This window comes from Arthrobacter sp. V1I9 (genome assembly GCF_030817075.1).
Classification (GTDB): Bacteria; Actinomycetota; Actinomycetes; order Actinomycetales; family Micrococcaceae; genus Arthrobacter.
The window spans coordinates 751,351-773,759 of the sequence record NZ_JAUSYU010000001.1 but is presented as its reverse complement, the minus strand read 5'-3'; the positions used below and the strand labels follow the sequence as shown (position 1 = coordinate 773,759).

The window sequence follows — 22,409 nt, the reverse complement described above, 5'->3', positions numbered from 1 at the left end:
CGACGTATGGCATGACTAGCGGCTATTCCCTCTTGGGGCGGCGGGGGCGGTGATCCTGACAGCACGGCGCTTGAGCCTGAGCATCTGGTGGAGGACAGCGAAGGGAACCAGCAGGGTACCTAGCAGCGCAGTCAGCGCAAAGGCAAACTCAGATATAGCCACAACAGCCTCCATCGGTCATAGTGATCCCCATCGATCATGACCTAACCACGTGACCCATTCAATTGACAAGTCACGTCAACAGCAGGCTCGCGCCCGCAGAGGCTACGCGCGCACCGCCATCAGCACCACGGCCACCGTTGTCACAGACAAAGCGGACAGCAGAAAATAGGAAAGTACCCTTATATTCCGCTGCCGCAGCTCCCTGCGCGAGTACCGAGCGTGGTATGTGCCACCGTATCTACCCATGCCCCATATGCTAGAAACACAGCCTCAAGGTTTGATCAAGTCAGGCGGTTTGTTACGCGGCCTCACGGTCCCCCTAGCGAAGCACCAGTGCCGCAAGCGGAAGCCGCGGAACCCACTAGGCCAGAAACATGGCGCTTAGAAGGAGTGTGAGGCCGGCGACCCCTGCACGGGCCAGTGCTCTATGCTCCACGTACCACGGCCAGCGCTTGGCTCCCGCCTCGACTTAGCGAACGCATGGACTGCGTAAGAGAGCCAGAGCGCGACGCCCCAACAGCCAACAACGGGTACTGCCAGCCAAGAAGTCCTGTTCTGTCTGGGGGATGGAGTCCTTGCGTTCCAGCCACACGAGAATCGCGGCCGGAAGACCGACGCGGCGGTCAGCGGCAGCGGGCGCGCCCGTCGGCGCGGAAAATCGAACATAGCAACAGGGGCAGCACACCCCATCAGGACGGTTTGGACAGGGCAACGCGACGCCGAACAACCAGGCTGGATCGCCGAAGCCAACCGAAGCAAGCTCGTCACACGACTCGACAAACTGATCAACGAGGTTACAGCAGGATGACGAACTTGAGCACCCTCCACAGCGTCGAACGCGCCTGCGCCGAGCTCCTCCGGAACGGGCAGGCAGTGACATTCACCGCTGCGGCCGCCCGTACAGGGCCTGGGCCGGACCACCCTCTACCGGGAGCCAATATCCGGGCCTTCATCGAGGAGAACCTTCACCGCGCCGCCGCCAGCGGCACCCTCACCGGCCTCACCGAAGAGATCGCCACCCTCCGCGCCGCACTCGACGCCCTCGCCACCAGCGTGCGGGCGCCACGAAGAACAACTCCGGAGGCTAACCACCCGAAAAGCTGAATTCTTAGCCGCCCAATCCCCGGCATCGCGGGTCGTTAGCCGGATAATGTGCGGACACCGCCGCGATGGAATCGTTCTTCTCGCCGCTGCGGAAGAACGCCCTGGAACGTCAGCGGTGGCTCACCAGACAGGACTCCGGCTGACCATCACGAACTGGGTCGAGCGGACCTATCACGGCCGGCGACGGCAAAGACGGCAGTCAACAAAGGCGAGTCAGTCTCCCATGCCGCGCTCCCGGTCAGCATCGGTCCGCTCAAACTTAGCCAGTCGGATCGCCCTGAGGTTCTGCATGTGCCTCACAGTCAGTGCAAAAAACGGTCGTCGTCAATTCACCGCAGCACTGACAACGGTGCTCAAGGGCATGGGCCTCAACATAGTATGCGGTCATAAGTCCATGTTTGAGGTACAGGCCGCGGAAGTTAAGTGTAGCCAGTACTCAGATTCTGATGGCTCATTACTTGCTTCCGGAGTAGCCACGCGGTCACTTGCCCGAGCACCCTGTCGGGTACGTAACGTATGCCGTGATTAGTCAGGAGGGGATCAGACCACGCATCACCCATGCGCAACGGCCAGCTATGTGACGAAAATCTGCTGTGAGATCACATTTGCACAGGTCGACTTTGGGCGTAATGCACCTTTCAACGGACGTGAGTACGCCACGGTAATGTCACTCTGCCAGGTGCAATTCTGACAGTGCGGCAAACAAAGAAGCCTACTGCTGAGGCGAGCAAAGGGGTGGCCTGCACACGCCCGCTGAACTCGAAAGGGCGAGCATCTTACCTGGCCGCTGTTGATATAAGTCTCGCCAATTGAACATGAAATGACCCCAGGGGCGTCCAGCGCCCAGCACGCCTCATATCACAAGCTCAGCCCTGCATAGTAGCCGAAGAGCGGTTTTCGAGGACAAGTTCCCCTACTCAGAATGAGTGACCGTTCTTCTCGCGCGCGGGCCACACACTGGCTTGGGATATCATAAGCGGCAGGCCGATTTCCGCGCGGCACAAAATGACCATCGCCGCCAGTTGGATTCACAATGCCCGCGAGAGGGCGTTGCGTCGACAGGGTGTCGCCAACAGCAAACAGCGTTCAGGGGGACCTATGCTATCGATCATGCCCATTTATGGAACCCGGCCCGAGGCCATAAAAATGGTTCCAATCGTCAAGGCGCTACAGGCGTCGAAGCACTTTGACTGTCTCGTTACCGTGACCGGGCAGCACCGGGCAATGCTAGATCAGGTAAATGAGTTATTTGAGATCATTCCTGACTTTGATCTGAACATTCACCAAGCGCAGCAATCCCTAAACGGCATCACCGCCCGTGTTCTAAATGGCGTCGACGATATTTTAAGGACTCATCGACCTGACGCTGTAGTCGTGCAAGGTGACACAACCACATCCACTGCTGCCGCCATCGCCGCATTCAATCATGGCGTGCCCGTTATCCACGCAGAAGCAGGGCTCAGAAGTGGCAACATAAACTCCCCCTTCCCCGAGGAAGGCAATAGGAAGCTAACCTCGCAGATCACGCGCCTCCACTTGGCCCCGACAGCCTTAAGCCGGGACAACCTGCTCATGGAAGGGGTTGGCGCAGCTGACATAGTCGTTACGGGCAATACCGTAATCGACTCCCTCCTTGCAACCGTCGATCGCAAAATCTCCTTTGAGGATGTCCGCTTGGAAAGGTTGCCGATAGACGGAAGGCTCCTCCTCGTGACAACACATAGGCGCGAGAATCAAGGCGATGCCATGAGAGGTGTCGGCCGCGCTATTGCAGAAATCGCCCGACTCGAACCTTCCCTGACAATCGTATTGCCGGTACACAAAAACCCCGTTGTTCGCGAAGCTGTTCTCCCACCCCTGGAGGGACTAGATAATGTGATTATCACCGAGCCGCTCAGTTACGGGGAATTCACTCGCCTGATGTCACTCTCCTCAGTGATTTTGACCGACTCCGGAGGCGTTCAGGAAGAAGCCCCCAGCTTAGGAAAGCCTGTTCTGGTCATGCGGGAGAATACAGAAAGGCCCGAGGCAGTCCACGCAGGAACGGTGCGGCTCGTCGGTACCGACTCCAACCGCATAGTCAACGAGGTCAGGAATCTCCTGAACAACGACGCTGCCTATAAAGAAATGGCCAATGCCGTGAACCCCTATGGCGACGGCTCGGCAGCCGAAAGGTCTGTGGCCGCTATGGCTGAACTCTTTGGAGTTGGAGTGCGACTACCGGATTTCGAATACTAGTATCTGGGCCAGCCCAAATCATGAACAAAACGACCGCCCTCCTAAGGGAAGTGAAAAAAGCAGATGCCTGAAGTTGAGACAGTAGTAGTTGTGGGGTTGGGATACATAGGTTTGCCGACCGCCGCAATATTTGCAACGCACGGCTTGAATGTCGTTGGCGTAGATGTGAACGCGGTCACGATAGAGGCCGTCAACAGAGGATCTGTGCCCTTCGTGGAACCTGATCTAGAGGTCCATGTTGCGGGAGCCGTCCAACAAGGGCGTCTGCGGGCTAGTAAGGAGACGCCCGAAGCCGACGCGTTTGTCGTCGCCGTACCGACACCCTTTGGGGACGACTATCAAGCCGATCTAAGCTACATCGAAAGTGCGGCCGCATCTATAGCACCCGTGCTCCGAGGCGGTGAACTCGTCGTATTAGAGTCCACGTCGCCTCCGGGAGCAACCCACAAGCTAGGCGACTTTCTCACCCGGTTGAGACCCGATCTTTCCCTGGAACCCAATCGAGCCAACTCCATCTACTTGGCCCACTGCCCAGAACGGGTACTACCTGGCCGGGTCATGATTGAACTTGTCACGAATGACAGGATTATCGGCGGCCTTAACCAGGAGTCTGCAGAGAAGGCTCAAAAGCTTTACTCTCGCTTCTGCCAGGGAGAAATTCACCTCACTGACGCTGTAACTGCTGAAATGGCTAAACTCGTTGAAAATTCCTACAGGGATGTCAACATCGCGTTTGCTAACGAATTGTCCATGATTGCTGACGACCTCAACATTGACGTCTGGAAGTTGATCGAGCTTGCAAACCATCACCCGCGTGTCAACATACTGCAGCCCGGCCCGGGCGTAGGCGGGCACTGTATCGCTGTCGACCCTTGGTTTATTGTCGCTGCATCACCGGACAAAGCTAATCTAATCCGCGCCGCAAGAACGGTAAACGATTCGAAACCTGAATATGTGACTAGTAGGGTGATTGAAAAAGCCCATAAGTTCCACCAGCCGAACATCGCCGTCCTCGGGTTAGCTTTTAAGGCCGACATTGACGATCTACGCGAATCACCCGCACGTCACATCGTCTATGAGTTGGCCAAAGCGTTGCCGGCAGCTTCCATATCCGCAGTCGAGCCACACATCGGTAAACTACCTTCCGAACTGGCAGCCCTGCCGAATGTCACACTGAAGGATCTACACTCAGCCGTAGAGGCCTCTGATATTGTCGTATTGCTTGTTGATCATAGCCAGAATAAGGCATTTCCTCGCGCATCGTTGAATGAAAAGATTGTCATCGACACTAAAGGCGTGTGGCGGTAGCCAGTTCCTTCCCCTGTCGTTTGGCGTTCTTGGAACGGCAGGGGAACGATGTATCTGCCCTTATGATGAGGGAGCGAAGTCGCTGGCTCCCTCCTAGTATTGAACGTTGCCATCGCCCGAAGTGTCGTCGCAGTCCTTCTCGCCAAACCTGACAGCAACTTACTCCTTCTCCCATCACGTCCCCGCTCTTCACGGTCCGTGAACCAGAATGGGCCGAATGGGTGGTGGCGCCATCCAGGATTGCAATTCTCATCTGTCACGGCGTCTTCCGCCGTGCCCTTTACGAGTAAGACTGCTAGAGCAATCCCCTGACTTCCCAGGCAGGGTAACGTCTGCGTGTCGATGCATCAAGGACGATATTTCTACCAATGGGCGGCTGCCCCATATAGGAATCCCTTCACGTTCGTGGTGAATGTTCAACCGCGATGAATGTTTATGCCGCTGTTTCTGGCGGCACTGCGCACAGGATATGCGTTTTGTAGTTTCCGTGCGTTGGTGAACCTCCGGTCTGTCCGTGTAACCGGCTCTTGCTGGTTCCTTCTCCAAGGCGGCTCGGGAACACCGGGACGCCATTGAAAGGGTAGGGTGCAGATGTTATTCGTCGGTGATGACTGGGCCGAGGACCACCATGATGTTGCTCTTATCAATCAGGAAGGCCGACTACTGGCCCGCGGCCGGCTACCAGAAGGTGTGTAGGGAATTGAAGCATTGCATGGGCTTATCGCCGATCATCTAGACGAACGCGATGGGCCGGATCAGGTGATGGTGGGCATCGAAACGGACCGTGGCCCATAGGTTGCTGCACTGCTGGCAGCCAATTACACGTTTTTGCGGTCCACCCACTGCAGGCAGCCCGGTACCGTGAGCGGCACGGGACCTCTGGGGCGAAAAGCGATAAAGGACGATGCCCTAGTGTTAGCGCAGTTAGTGAGCACTGACCACGCCCATCACCGCCCCATCACCGGCGACAGCGACGCAGCCGAACAGGTCAAAGTCTTGGCGCGCTCTCATCAGTCACTGATGTGGGCCAGACAGCGTCAGGTTAACGTACTGCGCTCGAACCTGCGCGAGTATTTCCCGGCGGCGCTTGACCGGCAAAGTGGCTCTTCGCGGTTCGTGGGGAAATGGATCCCTGTAATGAGCGTCATGCCGCCGTCCGGACGGCACTTCTCAAGAGAATAACCGATTTGCAATTGGCCGCATTGCGGTACCCGCGGGCGGTTCGCTTGATGTTCTTGATAGCGGTGTTGTTGGCCTCCACCTTGCCGGTCGTAGCACCGGTGACGATGAGCACCTCGATCTCTTTCCACCACCGGCAGACCGTGCGATAGAGCCTGTTCGTCTCAGGCCTGTCCGCTGCCTTGACCAGTTCCTCGAGTATCTTCTTGGCCTCTGCGGCGTCTTCGAGGGAGCCCGTGCGGAGCAAAACCCGGAGTTGTTCTTTGACCTTCCAGACGGTCTGGAGGGTGCCGGTCGGATCGTCCAGGGTGAAGACTTCCTCGAGTCGGAGAGCGGCCCTGCAGCTGAGGTTGTCGCCTCCGCGGAGGAGCAGCATGCGGTGGGCCCATGCCTTGTCGATAGCCCGGCCACGGCGGCCCTTGACCTGCTGGGAGGGTTCTGTCGGGTCCGGTTATGGCCTGGTTGGCCAGGGAGATCAGGTGGAAGTGATCAACCGCGACAGCGGTGCGGGGCAGCCGCATCCGCAACGCTTTGCGGAACGCCGCGGAGGGGTCGATCGCGACGACCTGCACCGCGAGCCGCCACTCCAGGGGCCGGGCGAACAGCCAGTCCCCGACGCCCTTGTGGTCCCGCCCGTACACGACGCCGAGGACCTGTCCGGTGTCCAAGTAGACGATGGTGGTCATCCAGGGTTCGAACCGGGTCCACGCCTTCGTTGACGGGTCCTGGAAGTAGCGCACGGACCGGAACCGGTGTTCATCGATGCCGACCATCCGGGGACTGACCTTGTCCACGTCCGGCAGCTGCAGCAGGCAGGCCTCGGTCACCGCGGCCCGGACCATCCACCAGGACACGGCGAAGCCGCCAGCTGTTTCAGATACTGCCCGGCCGGACCAAATGACCGCGTCCACGAGGTGGTCTCGGAGCTGGCTTGTGGAGCGGGATCGGGGCGGGACCTGGGGCGTGGATTCGAAGAAGGAGAGCCGGTCGCACGCCGGTTCCTCGCAGTACCAGCGGTATTTTGACCAGAGCACTTCCACCGGGCCGGCAACAGGAATATCGCGCAACCTCTGGAGGCGGCGCTCCTTCCTTCGGGAGGCGATGACTCCGCAGCTCGGGCAGCCAGGTAGCTTGTCAGTTTCGACGATGACCTGCCGACTGCCAGCAGTGACGATGGTGGAAATGACGCGGTAGTCGGGCAGGTTGAAGAGGATGGTGGCAGCGTCGGCTGCGACCCCGGTAGGCGCGTTCAAAGGCTCGTGGTCCTGTTCCAGGTTGAATGCTTAGACACACTCATCCCAGCAGGGCCACGGGCCCTCTTGTCTTCAACGACACGAACTCAATTCCCCACCAACCGCGAAGAGCCGGCAAAGTTGAGGCCAACAACACAGCGATCAAGAACATAAAGCGCACCGCCCGCGGGTACCGCAATGCCGCCAACTACAAATTGGTTATTCTCCTGAGAAGTGCCGTCCGGACGGCGGCATGACGCTCATTCCAGGGATCCATTTCCCCACGAACCGCGAAGAGCCGCGAAGACCAGCTTCATAAACTGGTCGAGAAAGCCGCTCAGCCGGAAACGAACCGGCTCTGGCGCACTATCTGCCGGTGGTGGAAAGAGATCGAAGTCCTCATCGTCACCGGCGCGACGACGGCGAAAGTGGAAGCCAGCAACACGCGATCAAGCACATCAAAATGACAGTCCGCGGATTCACCAACGCACGCAACTACAAAACACGTATCCTGTTGCGCAGTGCCGCCAGAACAGCGGTATGAACACCAATCACGGCAGAACATTCACCACGAACCGTGAAGAGTCCCTTTCAGGCCCTGACGTGATGTTGACGTGCAGCCTCAAACAAACATACGCCGTGGCCCTTTTTCTGCTGCAATGGCGTCGGCTAGATCACGATAGCGCTTAGCTACCTCTTCCCAGTCATACGAGACAGCAACATCAATCGCCCGGGCGCTCAGCGCTGCCATGAGGTCCTGGTTTTCGTCTTTGGTCCAGTATTCCAAGGCCGACACTAAGCCTGAAACTGTGGGGTCGCATACGAGCTTAGGATGTATCTGCTCGACAATCTCCGGGGAGGCTCCAGCCGACGTTGCTATTGGCACAAGCCCATGCGCCATTGCCTCAACAGTTGCAAGCCCAAATCCTTCGAACGCCCTTGTGGGTAGGACAAACATTTGTGATTCAGAAAGCAAAGTATGCTTCTCGTCCTCGCTAACAACTCCATGGAACGTGACGTTGTCCGATACACCGAGTCCCTCCGCAAGACCTTCTAGCTCCGCCCTCAACGAACCAGTCCCCACAATATCCAAAGTCCAACCCTTTTCGGTCAGGTTAGACAGGGCAAAAGCACGAATTAGGAGATCTATACCGGTCCGCCACTCGAGCCGACGGACGGCGATTAAGCGCTTACTTTGAAAGGCGTGCCTAGGCGTCGCTCCTATCCCCGACGTTTTTGATCCTCCAGGAATTATCTCGATCTTATCCTTGGAAAGCCAGGGATACTCTTGGAGTAGAACGCGCTGCGAGAATTTACTCAGCACGACTACGGCGTCGGCCTTGCGCAGGCAGCTCTCCTCCAGACGACGCAGCACGGCTATTCTCAACTGTGTTCCTGCAGCGGTCTTATTAATATCTTTGATCTGCGCCTTCAGCTCAAGTGAGGGACTAGCATGAAACACGTAAACCTGCACGGCCCCACTCGAGCGAGACAGATATAAATTGCCAAGTATAGACGTATGAACAATCCGCACCGGGCTTGATCCGAGCAAGTAAAGTGGGATGCCCGCCAATGACAGCATTGTGAGGAGACCACCGCGCAGCTTTTTCGGAACGAAGGACAGTACTGTACGGACCCTGACGCCTGGCAAATTCGACACAAGCTTGTCCTTACCGCCCTTGGACCAAGTCCGGGTGGAAACGGAGACACCTATACCATGTTGGGAAATTACAGCGGCGAGCTCAGTAGCATAGCGCTGAAGACCGCCCACCCAATCAGGGAACAAGGCATCGCTGACGAATACCCAAGAATTACTACGAAAAAACGACAACTAAACCCCCGAGAAAAACAGTTCCGGAAATAGACAAGGTAGACAACTTCGAATCGCTTCGGATGATACCCAGAACAACGGTCTGTAAAATTTGCACCGTGAAAGTAGCAACAGCTATGCCGATAACGCCGACTACTGACACAAACAGCATATTACAGAGCAAATTAAGAATAAGAATCGCTGCCGCGAAAATAAACATTGATCGCGCTTCGGCAGTACGGTTCCATAACCGCATATTGATTTGATTGATAATCGCGCAGGGCGTGGTTAGGGCATAAATGAAGCATATGCCGGTCAGTAGTGCCGGGGCCGTCATACCATAACTTGCGCCCGACAGAACCACCGTCACAAACACCGGTATCAGCAACATGAACGCGACGCACACCAGGAGAGGAACGAGGACCATCGATAGCACTGAGAAACTAGGAGCACCAATGCTTTCACGACTCACTGCGGCGTTGCCCATGGCCAGCCCAAGAGATGTTGTTGCACCTACGTATAGAATGGCGCCCAGGTTCAGTAGAACCAGCTCCTGAGAACCAAAGCCAGTGGCAAAGAAACGATCTATTATAGGCGAAGCGATGTTAATAACTGAGACCGCCGAAATTGCCGTTGCTTGTACTACCAACACTCCGGCGGATTTGGTCACATCCGGGATTTCGGCGAGGCGCGAGCGGTGCCGGGTCAGGGCGGCCATCACCACGGCACCAAGGAGATTGCCCCACGCTGCACGGTCGACAAGCATTCCCATTGGCACAAATATCGCTATCGCGCTTACCAGCGCCGGGATCGTTGAGGTAAGCATCCCGAAGGAGCTCAACCCTCCGCAAAGCAACCGGCCGTTAGCGACCCCATAAACCGCATAGAAAGGGATAGAAATAGCAAAAAGAAAGAAAATCTGAAAGTGTTCCAGCCGGTAAACGGCATCGCAAAGCACAAGCCCCAGAATTGGCAGGGCACCAAGTACTGCGGCCAGGTATCCGATGTTCCTTAGTGAACCCGCTCCTCTCAAGACAAGAGCAGAAGCAACTCCTGCGACTAGTCCGGCTAGCGCCAGAAATATAGTTGACGCGAGTACATACGACGCCATCTCGTCAGTCGGACCGACCTCTCGAGCAAGCACGAACTCACGGCCAGCACCAAAGACTCTTCCGAGCAATAGACATAGTGCACCGAAGACGGAAGCTTTCCAAAGCACTACAAATCTCCTGGCGCAGACATTCGAATCTCCGTCGCGGGAAAATTCTTGTGTGGAGCATCCTTACTTACCGGCCACCGCGGATCGCAAAAAGCCAAGCAAACCCAAAGCGGAATGATTATCCAAGCGCCGTAAAATCCATTCCAAAAGAAGAGACTAACAAATAAGGTGAATAGGGCAACTGATTCCCACCTGCGAAAAGCGCTGAGCAGTCTCCAACACACAACCAAGGCAAGAACAATAACTACGCCAGCTCCCACATCGGACGCCATGGCTAACCAGGTAGACTCAATGCCAAAAACATCCCCGTTAGCCACCGGGCTCCTAAGTTGTTTCTCCAACAGCACACGCCCAATTGGAAGACCACCCATTGGTCTTTCCAAAATGCTTTGCAGTACGAACCGAGTCGTAAAAGCACGATCAGGGTCGGACTCTTGAAGATTCTCGAAGACCGCGTATCGCTCGGAAAGTGCCTGAACCGCTGTTGGCAACGTGGTAATCAAGAGGAACACCCCCGCCAACAGACTGAAAGCAAGACCGAAGGAACGTTTGAGGCCGAGGGCGAAGACGGCAACAGGCAAACCAACAGCCAAGCCAATGACAGCGCTTTTTGAGCCAGTCATGATAATGGCAACAATGAAAAGCGCTCGTACCCAGTTCCCGAGTTTCAACTTCCGAGGAATAGCAAAAAAAGTCACCAATAGGACTGCGCTACTGAATAACGGGTTGCCAGCGGGGCCGAGGGCGCGCGATCCCCTCAAATAATCCCGGACGCCTGGCACATCGGCTATAAAAGCGTTAAAACTTAAGTCTGTTACGAACTCAACAATTACCAGAAGAGTGAACATGCAGCCAACACCAAATAGTGAGCCCCGCAACACCTCAGGGTCGGGCCTACGAAGGACAAAGCTAGCACCCATAGCCAGCGCAGGAATTGTCCAATACAACAGGCTGACGGCGTCAACACCAAAAATTGCAGCTGAAGCTATGTAGGCAAGAGGTGGAGCGAAAACAAGAACACTTGTGCTCCAGTGGCAATTCTGTCCTCCGGCATGAGTCCTTTTGCTTAGAAGACGAAAAATAGCAATCCAGAGCCAAGGATTGAGCAGAATATTGGCATTGATGAAAGGCAGGAACTGCCAGGGTATGAGCAGCGACCACACAAGGGAGCGATCCCAACCGATGCGCAATACGCAAACACAGGCGGCAAGTCCCATCAAAGCCAAGAGGCCCAAGGTCGGAGAAAAACTAACTAATACGCCCAAACCCACTGTCGCCAAAAAGGCAAGGGCGGTCACCAAGAACTTGGAGTCAGGATAACTGGAACCGGTGGCGAAGGGCGCAGAGCCGCCATAAAGCTGTCTGCGTTGCGCAATCATAGGTCTAGAGAACTAAGTATCATCCGGGCCTTCGGCGCAACTACTCGAGCACCAGCTGGGACGTCATCCACAACAACAGCATTCGCTCCAATGATCGCTCCGTCGTTTATGACAATATTGCCTAGGACGGCGGCACCCGGAAAAATGCGGACGCGGTCGCCTATTCTGGGAAGGAGGGGGTTTCCCGCTCGCCCACCAATTACGACACCTGGCGAAAGCAGACAGTCATCACCGATGACCGCTTTGGGATGAATAACGATGCCCGAACCTCCGTATGCGACTTTGCATCTCAGTCCGATCTGGCATTCGGAAGGTATGTGCGCACCAAAGAGCAAACGCCCAACGACGGTGAAAAACCGCGGCAAGAACGGAACACCTGCACGATAGAGGTAGTTCCCAACGCGATAAAATACTAAAGCCATCGCGCACCCCTTACACGTTGAGCATAGGACCTCAAAACATAAAAAACGAACATCGAGTTGCCGATCAAATATCTTTTGAACATCCTCTTTGGTTCTTGCGCTAACCGAAAGAGCCACTCGAGTCCGAGCTTCTGCATGAAGATTGGGGCTCTCGTCGTAACACCAGCCAGTACGTCGAAACTACCCCCAACGCCAACGCAGAGTCTGGCATTCATGACCTCAAGGTAGTCCCTGAGAAAGTTTTCCTTAAAGGGGGAAGGAAGGGCGACAAATACGAGATCCGGTGCCGCCTCACGAATCTTCTCCGCCATCTGCTCGTCGGAAAATTGCGAGCGCCAAAATCCGTCATGGAATCCCGCTACTGTGACGCCTCTAGCCCTAACCTGCTTTTCCACTTCTGTAACTACATCCGAGGAGGCGCCCAACAGGTATACGGATAGAGATTTCTTTGCGGCTGCGCTTAGAAGCCGGTCCATGAAGTCAATACCAGCAACGCGTTCAGGAAGAGGCTGGCCCAATAGTCGGCTTGCCCACACCACGGATTGCCCGTCGGCGTTTATTATTGCGCAATTCGAGATTGTCTCACGCACAGAGTCACTTTCGACGGCAGCCACGATCTTCGCTGCATTGACCACGACATGCTGGTGAACTCGCCCGTCCTCGATGAGCTCGAGGGCGCGGGCTATAGATTCATCCATGGTCAGGGCGTCAATAGGAGTTCCTAGGAAATCAATACGATTATTCAAGATCGCCCTTTCCGGCACTGTGAATCTTTGCAAGAGCACGGAAGGCATGTGCCTGGTTCCATCTCATAAAGGGCAAGCTTCTGGGGCTATTACGGAATCCGCCATCTTTACCTTGATGCGCCATTAAGAGCCGAATGGCAGGATGCAGTATTGTGGGACTTGTGCATTCTTGCATAAACTCGGGCAAAGCGCCGACGACGGTTGCGATGTTGTGAACATCCCTGCTGGGGTCCGAATCGCCGGCGTAGTATTTCGGGTAATTGTCACGCGTGAATAGATTCTCTTTCCAATACTTGATACCAAGGTCTAATTTCTCACCGGGATCTATACCGTAGCCCTGCAGCGTTTTTAGCGACTCGAGGACGTAAACGGTGTGAAAGTTATCAATCCACGCCAGAGATTTGTCTTCACCGTAATACCACGAGCCGTTTTCATTCTGCTGATCCAACGTGAGCTCAACTGCGGTGCGGACAGGCTCCAGGTCTCCGCCAAGCCGCGCCACTGTTTCAGCCGCAAGTAAACTTCCGTTGTGGATAAGCGCGCTTGAGGCAGGCGTGTAGTGAAAATAGCCTCTCTTATCAATGAGGGAATAGAGCCAATCCAAGGTCTTGGGGTTGACTTCTCCAACGCGGCCCTGTTTAGCCAGAGCCCTGACTACGAAAGCCGTAGCGATAACGTTTGGGGTGCCAGCCTTGTAGTAGCCCCACCTAGTTTGAACGTCGAACTCGTAGCCCCAGGGTCCCCCATTTTGGCTGGCAAGCAGCCGGCCAACAAGGGCCGCAGCCGCCTCATTCTGGCCGAGGAGCGAGTACCCCTCCGCAAATAGCGCCATAGACTTAGCCATGCGTACCGGTCGGATTCCCATCGCTTTACGCAGCGGGAGGCCTCCTCGTTTAACGGACTGCAGCAAAAGCTGCCGGGGAATCCGTCCGATGAACAGCGGAGCGGCGGGAGAAGTCAGCCCATCATACGGGTCCGCTCCCGCATAGTCCCGTGACCGGGCAAAAGCTTCTGCATGGCGAAGTGCTTCCTCGAAAGGTGAGATAGCGGTATTCAATTGGGGCCGTCCTCTGCAAGGGCAATTTGCAATTCGCCCTCAAGGCGATTTGCATACTGCGATATATCAAACCTTCGTTGCCAGGTTCGACGTGCATTGTTTCCGATTCGACTGCGCAGCTGATCGTCACTGATAAGCTGTTCCATCGCATGCTGCAATCCTTGCGCATCTCCAACGTCGACAAACAACCCGTTAACGCCGTCCTCAATAACGTCAGCGATTGAACCGACGTCCGTAACTATCGGGGCAAGCCCCCAGGCCATTGCATCTAGGAGCGCAAGCGGTAAGCCCTCCGCGTGAGAAGGCAGCACGAATATAGAGGCAGAGCCCAGCTCCTGTGCTAATCCTGCCTGATCTATCCACCCAGTATAATTTACTAAGGCACTTGCGTTTAGGGCATCGCGCGTACGATCATTTTCCGCATCTCCCGCCAGGATCATGGACCAAGGTTTGTTTGCGGTGAGACTAGCAGTAGCAGCCATCAGTTCGCTAAGACCTTTTCGCGCTCCCGATCGTCCAATAAATAGCATACGAATATGCGAGTGAGACCGGTTTGGCAGCTCCTCCGGTCCGGGAACCGCATTGGCCAGTATTCCTACTCGGTGTGCTGGAACCCCAAGGGTGCCGATCACGAATGAGCGCCACGTCTGCCCTAAGACCAATACGCGAGTTGCACGACGAAAAAGCGCTCGTATTGCCGTACGTACCAAGAAGTTGCTTCCACGATAAAACTCACGATACTCCGCACCATGTAGATGCAGAACATACTTACCGCCGGCGGAAGTTATGAGCGCCGCCAATATAGCTTTTCGCAAAGTACTTCCACGAGAAGCGACGTTGAGGTGGAAGAGTGGCTTGCCCTCACCGAAGGCGGCAGCAATACATATGAGTGCAGAGTTTACAAACGCTCTTAGGCGATGGTCCGTCGTTCCTGAGTCAACAAAGAGGAAACGTGAGTCGGGTTCGCAACTTGACTTCAGATGCCGCATCATCATGCCAATGCCGCCCGGCGAGCCCGGCGGCGGCCCCAGTATTATAACCTTGTGCTTCACGTTGCCTCAGCAACCTCAGGGATATGTATTTCGACAAGTTTCTGTTTTCCATTGACTGTGTCCGGTAATGACGGCAGCACCTGGCAATCGAACTTAATGCGGTCTCCACAGTTCCGTTGAAGCTCTGCAGCAAAAAGAGACGCATCGTCTGAGGTGCCCTCGGGCGTCAAGACGATGAGCACCTCAACTTTGCCAAAGGTCTTTTGGACGAATCGGAATGCCAAAATAGGCGAGTAGGCTTGGGAATGCACATTCAGTGCAGATGTGGAAATTGGTGCGCCAGAATCAGTGTACAAGTGCTCTTGAGTGCGCTTCCCTCTGAGCGAGCTCACGACTGGCGTGCCAAAGGTCGTGACGGCTTCAAGTCTCGCCATGTCGCCCGTATCGTATCGCAGTAATGGCATTGCAGTAAGCCGGAGGCCTGTTGCAATTATCCTACCGACCTGCCCGATCTGAACAGGTTTCCCGACTTCGTCCACGACTTCGACGTGCCCATACAAGGGCGCAAACGTATAATTCTCCGACTCTACGTTAAACTCAGCAAAGGCCACCCGTTCGCTGAGTCCGTAAAACGGAAGTGCAACTGCGGAAGGGAATGCTAAGCGTAGCAATTCGCTTTGTGCCGGTGTGAGCGGTTCAGAAACAGGGAAAACACCTGTAATGCGAGCGCGATGATTCAGTGGATCATGCCTGAGCGCGGCTTTAGCCACGGCAGCCAATGAGGAAGGGTATCCGTGCAAAAACTCGATTTGGCGCTTGCTAATCTCGTTCCAATAGTTTTCGACTGCCGGGGTATCCAACCCAAAGGGAGAAAGATACAACTCCCTGGTTGACCGTGATACGAACAGACGTTTCCCCTTCGGGCCCAATCGCTGCCCTCGCAGGACTGCCCGCCAGGCGTCGGGGTGATAGCCAGACCGACTCCACGTGTCGCACACATAAGCCCACTCGCTGGCGCCCCTGACCTTATCAAGATAGAAGACTGCGGGCTTACCGGAAGATCCGCTGGTCGAAACCAAATCGGCCTTAGATTTGGGGACCGTCAGCATTACATCGCGATTCTGCGTCATCTCGGCCCGTGTTAGCACAGGAAATTGAGAAAGGCGTTCGTATATGTCTTCCGATCGGTCTGCGTATGCAGCGCGCTCGGAGTAGTACGGCGTCGACAGTGCCTTAGCCACAACAGATTCAAGCAGATGGCGCTGACGCTCGCGCGCCCACTCTCCATCCCTTCTTGCCCTATCAATTTCTTCCAATGTGACATAGAAGTTGGCACCGAGCCTCACCCGCGTTGGCAGCCAATAAGAGACACGGCCAACAGACTCACGAATTGCCGGACTGCTATGTGCCAACTTCTCCCGGATACTACTCAGCATTACGCCTCCTGCCTACGGGGGACCCCACTAGGGCCGGCGCCTTGACTGGCTGGCCTGTAAGCAATGGACTCAATCTCCAACTTTATTCCCCCCTGAGCCCTGTGCAACTCCCCCCGCAGACGTCGTTCTCGACTTCTACCGTGGCGTTTCACACAGGGCTCTCTGCACAGTGCATCGCAAAATGCCGACTGTTAAACTCACACAAACCCCGCAAAAGGCTACCAGAAGCGTTGAGCGCGTTTCTGCTAACGGGCTCAGGGGCGTGGACGGGGCTGACGTCCCACCACATCGGCCAAACGGGATGTTGAACGCAGGCGCTCGGATAGACTGTGGAAAACCGTTTCTATCGGTTTAGTCGTGACTTTGTCGTCAGAAGGGCCAACATCTTGGATATTAGTGACTATTTGCGTGTGCTCAGACGCCATTGGGTCCTGATTACGACGCTTACGCTGCTTGGCCTGGGCGCGGCAGCAGTGTCATCAATGGCAATCAAGCCTACCTACACCGCGAAGACTCAGCTCTTTGTCGCCATACAAAACGCCGGAACGGTGTCTGAGCTTCAGCAGGGAAACACCTTCAGCCAGGCGCGGGTTCAGTCCTACGTAGAAACGGTTGCTTCTCCTGTCGTCCTTCAGCCTGTGATTGACGACCTAGGCTTGGAGGCGACGCCTGCGGAGTTGAGTAAGAAGGTAAGCGCGACGTCCGACTCCAACACAGTCATCATCTCGATCAATGCATCCGATTCATCGCCAGTTCAAGCGTCGGCTATAGCACAAGCGGTCGGCGAAAGCCTCATAGCAGTGATTGATGACATCGAACGTACGGGTGATGGCGACGCGTCCCCCGTTCGCTTGTCCGTAATCACGCCCGCAAGCGCTCCGGTTTCGCCAGCGGCGCCCAACACTCGCCTGAATCTGGTTTTGGGCGCCTTGGCCGGCTTGGCGGTCGGACTAGGACTTGCGCTACTTCGCTCGAAAATGGATACAAAGGTCATAGGCGAGCAAGACATACGAAGGATCACCGATTCACCCATTCTAGGGGGAGTTGCTTACGATGTTGATGCGACAAAGAAGCCTCTTTTGACACAGGCTCCGCCGCAGAGCCCCCGCGCTGAGTCATTCCGTCAAATTCGGACCAACATGCAATTCGCTCACGTCAGTCACGAGTCCAAAGCGATTCTCGTCACATCTTCCCTGCCTGGGGAGGGCAAAAGTACGACGGCCACCAACTTGGCCATCGCCATGGCGCAAGGCGGACAGACGGTGGTGCTTGTCGATGCCGACTTACGGCGTCCAAGAATCGATGACTATTTAGGACTGGAGGGTGGGGCCGGACTCACAACCGCCCTCATCGGGAGCGCTGATGTCAACGAATTGCTTCAACCTTGGGGCGAAGATCAACTTTTCGTCCTGACGTCAGGTCAGATACCGCCGAACCCGAGCGAACTCCTTGGCTCGGAGGCGATGAGAGAGCTGATACAAAGACTTGAAGATGCCTTTGATGCCGTCATTATCGACGCGCCGCCACTGCTCCCGGTTACTGACGCAGCTGTGCTCGCACAACAGGTGGGGGGCGTTGTTCTTGTTGTTGGTTCAGGTCGCGTGCGCGAACCCGAACTAGCCAAGTCGCTGGACGCCCTTACGATGGTCGACGCTGACTTATTAGGCGTCATATTGAACCTGGTCCCCACTAAGGGGCCGGATGCGTACGCCTATAGCTACTACACATACCAGCCTGAAACGCGTCCTAGCCGCTCGCGTAAAACCCCGCCGCCTATGGGAAGTAGTGTCACGAAAGCAGACAATGGCGGAGATGCCACACTTGCACGGGCTAGGGCAGTTGCACGCCGTGAGACGCTCACCCAATAGGACGAGGGATACTCGTAAAATACAACAATTTCTGGGGACAAGTTATGGCACAACGTGATTCGCTCAATTGGCGTGCCCGTTATGGGCGACGAATCGCAGCGGTTGACGCCTTCGTTGTCTTGTGGGCCATATTCGGTGCTGTCCTCGCAAGATTTGGCACTATCCAGAGCGAGAATATGACACGTACCGGAGTCCCGGACGTAGTGATCGCCACGCTTCTCGCGACCAGTTGGTGGATCATGCTCTCAGTTTGGGGTAGCAGGGATTCACGGATACTCGGATACGGCCACGAAGAATACAAGCGAGTTGTCGGCTCTTCTGTCTGGTTCTTTGGTCTCATCGCTATCGTTTCTTACACTTTTCAGTTCGAGACTGCTCGCGGCTACGTGGCCCTGGCGCTGCCAGCAGGGGTCCTCAGTCTCGTGATGGCGCGGTTTCTGGTACGGCAAGCACTGCAAGTGGACCGGCAGCTCGGACGAAGCTTGTCACGAGTTTTGATCATCGGAGGGCCAAGCAGTGTCGAGCATCTGGCCCGGTCCCTGACCCTTCATCCCATGGCTGGCTATTTGCCCGTAGCCACCTACCTACCAGGAACCCCTGATGGCACGCGAATAGCTGGGGATCTTGCGTTGCCGACACTTGGACACAGCACAGACGCTACGGAAATCGCAAAAACAATCGAAGCCTTCGGACCGGACGCTGTAGCACTGTCGAGTGGAGTGCAGCTTCCACCTACCACCATCCGAGCGCTAGGTTGGGCTCTCGCCGACCTTGATGTGCGCATGATCATGGCCCCTGCCCTCACGGATGTGGCCGGCCCGAGGATTCATACGCAACCTATTGCCGGGCTCCCACTCATTCACGTGTCCACCCCAAATCTTGCCCCGCGGCAGCAATTCGTAAAACGGGTCTTTGACCTCGTGGGCGCTGGGGTTCTAATTACGCTGCTTGCACCGCTACTACTGCTTTTGGCAGTAGTTGTGCGCGTAGATAGTCCAGGACCCTTCCTCTTCAGTCAGGAACGTGTCGGCGCTTATGGCGCTAGGTTTCAAATGTTCAAGTTTCGATCAATGGTCGTTGATGCCGAAAGCCAACTTCGCAATCTGAGTTCCCTCAATCAAGGAAATGATGTTCTTTTCAAGATTCGTAATGATCCAAGAGTAACGCGAGTTGGGAAGTTCCTTCGACGATACAGCCTTGACGAATTGCCGCAACTCTTCAACGTGATAAACGGAACGATGAGCCTTGTCGGTCCGCGCCCTCCTCTCCCATCGGAAGTCGATAGGTATGAACCACATGTGCACCGGCGCCTACTAGTCCGCCCCGGCCTAACTGGCCTGTGGCAGGTGAGTGGAAGGTCTTTACTCTCTTGGGAGGACTCGGTCCGGCTTGATTTGTTCTACGTCGAAAATTGGTCACTTTCAGGGGATCTTCTTATTCTCGCGCGAACGATCCGTGCCGTTTTCCATCGCACTGGAGCTTTCTAGGCTCATGCTGCTGTCACGTTGTTCGCTGAGGGGCGGGTCGTAATATGAACACTACGCACGAAATGAGCAAATCATCTTCTGCATCATCGTCACAGAACGGTCGACGCCGGAAATCGATGCGCCCAACCGTCAAGGTCCTTTTTTCGCTGGGTCTTTTCCTTTTATTATTGATCGTCTTAGCCGCATGGACGGGGGCTAAGGCTTCAGTCATACAACAAGAGCTACAACGGAGCAATATACTTATTGCCCATCTGCAGCAAGCAGTTTTGGACAACAATCCTGACTTGGCTGCTCAGAAAGTGGATGCACTGCAGGAAAGTACCAAGGCAGCGCGAAAGGCAAGCGAGGACCCAGTTTGGGTCATCGCCTCTGCCATGCCCTGGATAGGACCCAACGTCTCAGCTATAAGCGAAGTGGCAAGATCAGCCGACGATGTTGCAACACTTGGGCTCAAGCCACTAGTGGAAGTAGTCGGGACGATAGATTGGTCGACTCTGATGCCTAGCGGTTCGGGAGCAGACTTATCCTCGATCGAGCAAGCCGGGCCTCGGTTGGCAGCCGCAGCTCATGCGGTAAGCGCCTCTGCGTCGCGTCTCGAAGGTATCGAGACGGGAGGCCTACTTGGTGAAATTGCCGAGCCTCTGGTTGATGCTAGGAATCAACTCCGCACCGCCGGCAAGACCCTCACTGCTGCAGGAGACGCAGCAGGCATAGCGGCAAAAATGATGGGATCTTCCGAACCAAGACGTTATCTGCTCCTGATCCAGAACAATGCCGAAGTCAGAGCTTCAGGAGGAATTCCTACCGCATTGGCAGTACTCACGCTGGATAAGGGCAAAATGGAAATGAGCGAACAAACAACAGCCAATGCTTTAGGCCGTATGCAAGTGCCGGTGGGAGTCGAGAGTGAACAGGAGGCAATTTACTCCACACGGATCGGAACGTTTATGCAGGATGTCAACCTAACGCCCGATTTTCCAACCGCCGCTACCACTGCTAGTAACATTTGGCGCAAAAAAACTGGTCAGACTGTCGATGGCGTTTTGTCTGTCGATCCTGTCGCACTGAGCTACATTTTGGATACAACTGGTCCAATCACGCTAAGCAATGAGGCGATATCGGCAGTTTCTCCAAGGCTCCCTTCTGAACTGAACGGCGACAATGTTGTCAAAGTTCTCATGTCAGATGTGTACTCAGCTATACCCGATCCGGCTCATCAGGATTTGTTTTTCGCTGCAGTGGCGAAGGAGATTTTTTCCACCTTGGCCGCTGGAAGTGGTGACCCTACTGGTCTTTTCGAAGGGATCAAGCGCGGAGTAGACGGACAGCGGATTCTCTTGTGGTCCGCGCACGCCGAGGAACAGCGAACAGTCGAAAAGTATCCGGTCGGTGGGTCTGTATCCCGCGAAAGTATTCCCGCTGCTCAATATGGGGTCTATTTCAACGATGGCACTGGGGCCAAAATGGACTACTACGTCAAGCGCACTGTTCAACTCATCAAAGAGTGCCCCAGGGACGGCTACGAGCAGACAACCGTCCGCGTCACAAGCACCAACACTGCCCCGGCGGATGCAGCGACATCTTTGCCAGAGTACGTCACCGGCGGGGGTACCTTCGGTGTGCCGGCCGGATCGGTGGAAACAAACGTCATTGCTTATGGTCCTGTCCAGGCAAACGTGGAAACGGCGAAAGTGGACGGGGAGCAAACTGGGTTCGCACCCTATCTCCACAGCAACCGACCAGTAGGCGTTCTTGCCATCCGGCTAGCACCAGGAGAGAGCCGTACCGTCGACTTTACTTTTGGGAAAATCGTCCAACAGACGGAACCTAACGTGGTTGTCACACCTGGCGTCCAAGACGTAAAAGATGTGACCTTGCCCACGGCCGCCGCTCTTTGTGACTAGCGCAAGTGGGCATTCCGTTAACACTTTGTAAACCGTTCTGATTAAGATTGCTCACAGAGCAATACAGGTGGTACGGTTTTTCTCGGGATAACTATCCGGCGACTCTGCACAGGTCTCGTGCGGTGAGGAATAATCCTCGAATCGGGTAAACAAAACTTATAACGTCTCCGGGGGGACAAGCATGAAAAAAACACTCGCAGCACTCGCACTTGCAGGCTCCATTGCACTCGTCGGCGCCGCGCCGGCGCTGGCATACACTTCCAGCCCGCCCGAAATCGTGGTCGACGATGCAGCAGTCGCACCCAACGAACCTTTCATCTTGAGCGGCGGCGGCATGGCCCCCAATGAACCGGTGAACGTCACGGTGACACCGGTTGACGGCACGGCCCCGGCCGCAGGTAGCCAAGCTGTAGCCGCCAAGGTCAACGTCTTCCTCGCGCCGCAGACGCTCTCCACGACCGCGAATGCTGATGGCAGGTTCTCGCTGCCGATTTCGATCAGCGAAAGCGGCACCTACTCCATCACCGCTACCGGCGCGATTTCGGGCAATACCGTTGGGCCTGTCACCGTGAAGGTTGATCCCACCTTCTCTGAAGCAGGCGCACCCCTTGCCGGCACCGGTGGTAACGCAGGTGGCGCTCCCCTTGCCAACACAGGAACGGGCTTGGCCAACACCGGCGCAGATTCCGGGTTGGTTCTCTGGACGCTGGTTGGCGCTGGCGCACTTGCCGCCGGCGCAACGTCAGTAATGGTTGTTCGCCGCCGTGCCAAGGTAGAGGCTGCTGCATAACGCCATACCAACAAGCACCGAAGAGGGTGGGTGGTTCTCCGGAAACGGAGAAACACCCACCCTCTTCTTTTAAGCT

General features: G+C 55.7%; 20 protein-coding genes and 2 pseudogenes. 11 read left to right on the top strand and 11 right to left on the bottom strand.

The genetic code is table 11. From position 1 onward, the window contains the following. Positions 1-15 precede the first annotated feature (15 nt). Positions 16-162, bottom strand: coding sequence for a hypothetical protein (locus QFZ70_RS03675; RefSeq protein ID WP_307094146.1), 147 nt, complete (start codon positions 160-162; stop codon positions 16-18). Between the two features lie 813 nt (positions 163-975). Here QFZ70_RS03675 and QFZ70_RS03670 point away from each other — a divergent pair. The 5 genes and pseudogenes from QFZ70_RS03670 to QFZ70_RS18930 all read left to right on the top strand — a co-directional run bounded on the left by QFZ70_RS03670 (position 976) and on the right by QFZ70_RS18930 (position 5,994). After that, entirely contained in the window at positions 976-1,266 is a 291-nt protein-coding gene (locus QFZ70_RS03670) for a hypothetical protein (protein ID WP_307094145.1), read from the top strand. Between the two features lie 47 nt (positions 1,267-1,313). Then, positions 1,314-1,462 (top strand): annotated as a pseudogene (locus QFZ70_RS03665) (IS3 family transposase); the annotation flags it as partial. A 902-nt stretch (positions 1,463-2,364) separates the two neighbouring features. After that, entirely contained in the window at positions 2,365-3,504 is a 1,140-nt protein-coding gene (wecB, locus tag QFZ70_RS03660; RefSeq protein WP_307097789.1) for a non-hydrolyzing UDP-N-acetylglucosamine 2-epimerase, read from the top strand. Between the two features lie 63 nt (positions 3,505-3,567). Continuing rightward, on the top strand, positions 3,568-4,812 hold the full coding sequence (gene wecC / locus QFZ70_RS03655) for a UDP-N-acetyl-D-mannosamine dehydrogenase (protein ID WP_307094144.1): 1,245 nt from the start codon (positions 3,568-3,570) through the stop codon (positions 4,810-4,812). 828 nt (positions 4,813-5,640) lie between these two features. Continuing rightward, positions 5,641-5,994 carry a transposase gene (locus QFZ70_RS18930; RefSeq protein ID WP_373461523.1) on the top strand — a complete coding sequence of 118 codons (354 nt, stop codon included), beginning with the start codon at positions 5,641-5,643 and terminating at the stop codon, positions 5,992-5,994. Here QFZ70_RS18930 and QFZ70_RS03645 read toward each other — a convergent pair. Continuing rightward, complete coding sequence (locus QFZ70_RS03645) at positions 5,957-6,367, bottom strand: transposase (protein WP_307094143.1); 411 nt, start codon at positions 6,365-6,367, stop codon at positions 5,957-5,959. The genes QFZ70_RS18930 and QFZ70_RS03645 overlap by 38 nt on opposite strands. A gap of 133 nt (positions 6,368-6,500) precedes the next feature. Continuing rightward, positions 6,501-7,058, bottom strand: a pseudogene (locus tag QFZ70_RS03640) (transposase); the annotation flags it as partial. Between the two features lie 212 nt (positions 7,059-7,270). Here QFZ70_RS03640 and QFZ70_RS18925 point away from each other — a divergent pair. Next, entirely contained in the window at positions 7,271-7,480 is a 210-nt protein-coding gene (locus QFZ70_RS18925; protein WP_373461522.1) for a transposase, read from the top strand. Positions 7,481-7,498: 18 nt separating this feature from the next. Then, entirely contained in the window at positions 7,499-7,690 is a 192-nt protein-coding gene (locus tag QFZ70_RS03635; protein ID WP_307097788.1) for a transposase, read from the top strand. A gap of 155 nt (positions 7,691-7,845) precedes the next feature. Here QFZ70_RS03635 and QFZ70_RS03630 read toward each other — a convergent pair whose 3' ends face one another. From QFZ70_RS03630 to QFZ70_RS03600, 8 genes are read right to left on the bottom strand one after another with little or no spacing between them, the layout of a single operon-like run. Beyond that, complete coding sequence (locus QFZ70_RS03630; RefSeq protein WP_307094142.1) at positions 7,846-8,994, bottom strand: glycosyltransferase family 4 protein; 1,149 nt, start codon at positions 8,992-8,994, stop codon at positions 7,846-7,848. Positions 8,995-9,037: 43 nt separating this feature from the next. Continuing rightward, positions 9,038-10,252 (bottom strand): hypothetical protein, encoded by a 1,215-nt coding sequence (locus tag QFZ70_RS03625; RefSeq protein ID WP_307094141.1) that lies wholly within the window; start codon positions 10,250-10,252, stop codon positions 9,038-9,040. Further along, the gene (locus QFZ70_RS03620) at positions 10,252-11,631 is read right to left on the bottom strand and encodes a hypothetical protein (protein ID WP_307094140.1); all 1,380 of its coding nucleotides are present in this window, start codon (positions 11,629-11,631) and stop codon (positions 10,252-10,254) included. The genes QFZ70_RS03625 and QFZ70_RS03620 overlap by 1 nt, the downstream gene beginning before the upstream one ends. Next, positions 11,628-12,053 (bottom strand): serine O-acetyltransferase, encoded by a 426-nt coding sequence (locus QFZ70_RS18920; RefSeq protein ID WP_373461520.1) that lies wholly within the window; start codon positions 12,051-12,053, stop codon positions 11,628-11,630. Before QFZ70_RS18920 ends, QFZ70_RS03620 begins: the two co-directional genes overlap by 4 nt. After that, on the bottom strand, positions 12,044-12,751 hold the full coding sequence (locus QFZ70_RS03615; RefSeq protein ID WP_307094139.1) for a WecB/TagA/CpsF family glycosyltransferase: 708 nt from the start codon (positions 12,749-12,751) through the stop codon (positions 12,044-12,046). Before QFZ70_RS03615 ends, QFZ70_RS18920 begins: the two co-directional genes overlap by 10 nt. A 40-nt stretch (positions 12,752-12,791) precedes the next feature. Further along, entirely contained in the window at positions 12,792-13,856 is a 1,065-nt protein-coding gene (locus QFZ70_RS03610) for a prenyltransferase/squalene oxidase repeat-containing protein (protein WP_307094138.1), read from the bottom strand. Further along, on the bottom strand, positions 13,853-14,908 hold the full coding sequence (locus QFZ70_RS03605; RefSeq protein ID WP_307094137.1) for a glycosyltransferase family 4 protein: 1,056 nt from the start codon (positions 14,906-14,908) through the stop codon (positions 13,853-13,855). Before QFZ70_RS03605 ends, QFZ70_RS03610 begins: the two co-directional genes overlap by 4 nt. Then, positions 14,905-16,284, bottom strand: a complete 1,380-nt coding sequence (locus QFZ70_RS03600) for a hypothetical protein (RefSeq protein ID WP_307094136.1) — start codon at positions 16,282-16,284, stop codon at positions 14,905-14,907. The genes QFZ70_RS03605 and QFZ70_RS03600 overlap by 4 nt, the downstream gene beginning before the upstream one ends. A 386-nt stretch (positions 16,285-16,670) precedes the next feature. Between QFZ70_RS03600 and QFZ70_RS03595 the strand changes: the two genes are divergently transcribed. From QFZ70_RS03595 to QFZ70_RS03580, 4 genes are all read left to right on the top strand, one after another. After that, positions 16,671-18,152: a polysaccharide biosynthesis tyrosine autokinase gene (locus QFZ70_RS03595; RefSeq protein WP_307097787.1), complete on the top strand. Its 1,482-nt coding sequence runs from the start codon at positions 16,671-16,673 to the stop codon at positions 18,150-18,152. Between the two features lie 44 nt (positions 18,153-18,196). Further along, a complete protein-coding gene (locus tag QFZ70_RS03590; protein ID WP_307094135.1) occupies positions 18,197-19,639 on the top strand; it encodes a sugar transferase in 1,443 nt (480 codons plus the stop codon). 62 nt (positions 19,640-19,701) lie between these two features. Then, positions 19,702-21,543 carry a DUF4012 domain-containing protein gene (locus QFZ70_RS03585; protein ID WP_307094134.1) on the top strand — a complete coding sequence of 614 codons (1,842 nt, stop codon included), beginning with the start codon at positions 19,702-19,704 and terminating at the stop codon, positions 21,541-21,543. A gap of 181 nt (positions 21,544-21,724) precedes the next feature. Next, complete coding sequence (locus QFZ70_RS03580) at positions 21,725-22,333, top strand: LPXTG cell wall anchor domain-containing protein (protein ID WP_307094133.1); 609 nt, start codon at positions 21,725-21,727, stop codon at positions 22,331-22,333. The last annotated feature ends 76 nt before the right edge of the window (positions 22,334-22,409 follow it).

What these genes read in the sequence shown, in the direction of transcription:
- wecB (WP_307097789.1), top strand. Translation starts at nt 2,365, where the DNA reads ATGCTATCGATCATGCCCATTTATGGAACCCGGCCCGAGGCCATAAAA.
- wecC (WP_307094144.1), top strand. Translation starts at nt 3,568, where the DNA reads ATGCCTGAAGTTGAGACAGTAGTAGTTGTGGGGTTGGGATACATAGGT.
- QFZ70_RS03645 (WP_307094143.1), bottom strand. Translation starts at nt 6,367, where the DNA reads ATGCTGCTCCTCCGCGGAGGCGACAACCTCAGCTGCAGGGCCGCTCTC.
- QFZ70_RS18925 (WP_373461522.1), top strand. Translation starts at nt 7,271, where the DNA reads ATGCTTAGACACACTCATCCCAGCAGGGCCACGGGCCCTCTTGTCTTC.
- QFZ70_RS03620 (WP_307094140.1), bottom strand. Translation starts at nt 11,631, where the DNA reads ATGATTGCGCAACGCAGACAGCTTTATGGCGGCTCTGCGCCCTTCGCC.
- QFZ70_RS18920 (WP_373461520.1), bottom strand. Translation starts at nt 12,053, where the DNA reads ATGGCTTTAGTATTTTATCGCGTTGGGAACTACCTCTATCGTGCAGGT.
- QFZ70_RS03615 (WP_307094139.1), bottom strand. Translation starts at nt 12,751, where the DNA reads ATGGATGAATCTATAGCCCGCGCCCTCGAGCTCATCGAGGACGGGCGA.
- QFZ70_RS03600 (WP_307094136.1), bottom strand. Translation starts at nt 16,284, where the DNA reads ATGCTGAGTAGTATCCGGGAGAAGTTGGCACATAGCAGTCCGGCAATT.
- QFZ70_RS03590 (WP_307094135.1), top strand. Translation starts at nt 18,197, where the DNA reads ATGGCACAACGTGATTCGCTCAATTGGCGTGCCCGTTATGGGCGACGA.
- QFZ70_RS03585 (WP_307094134.1), top strand. Translation starts at nt 19,702, where the DNA reads ATGAGCAAATCATCTTCTGCATCATCGTCACAGAACGGTCGACGCCGG.
- QFZ70_RS03580 (WP_307094133.1), top strand. Translation starts at nt 21,725, where the DNA reads ATGAAAAAAACACTCGCAGCACTCGCACTTGCAGGCTCCATTGCACTC.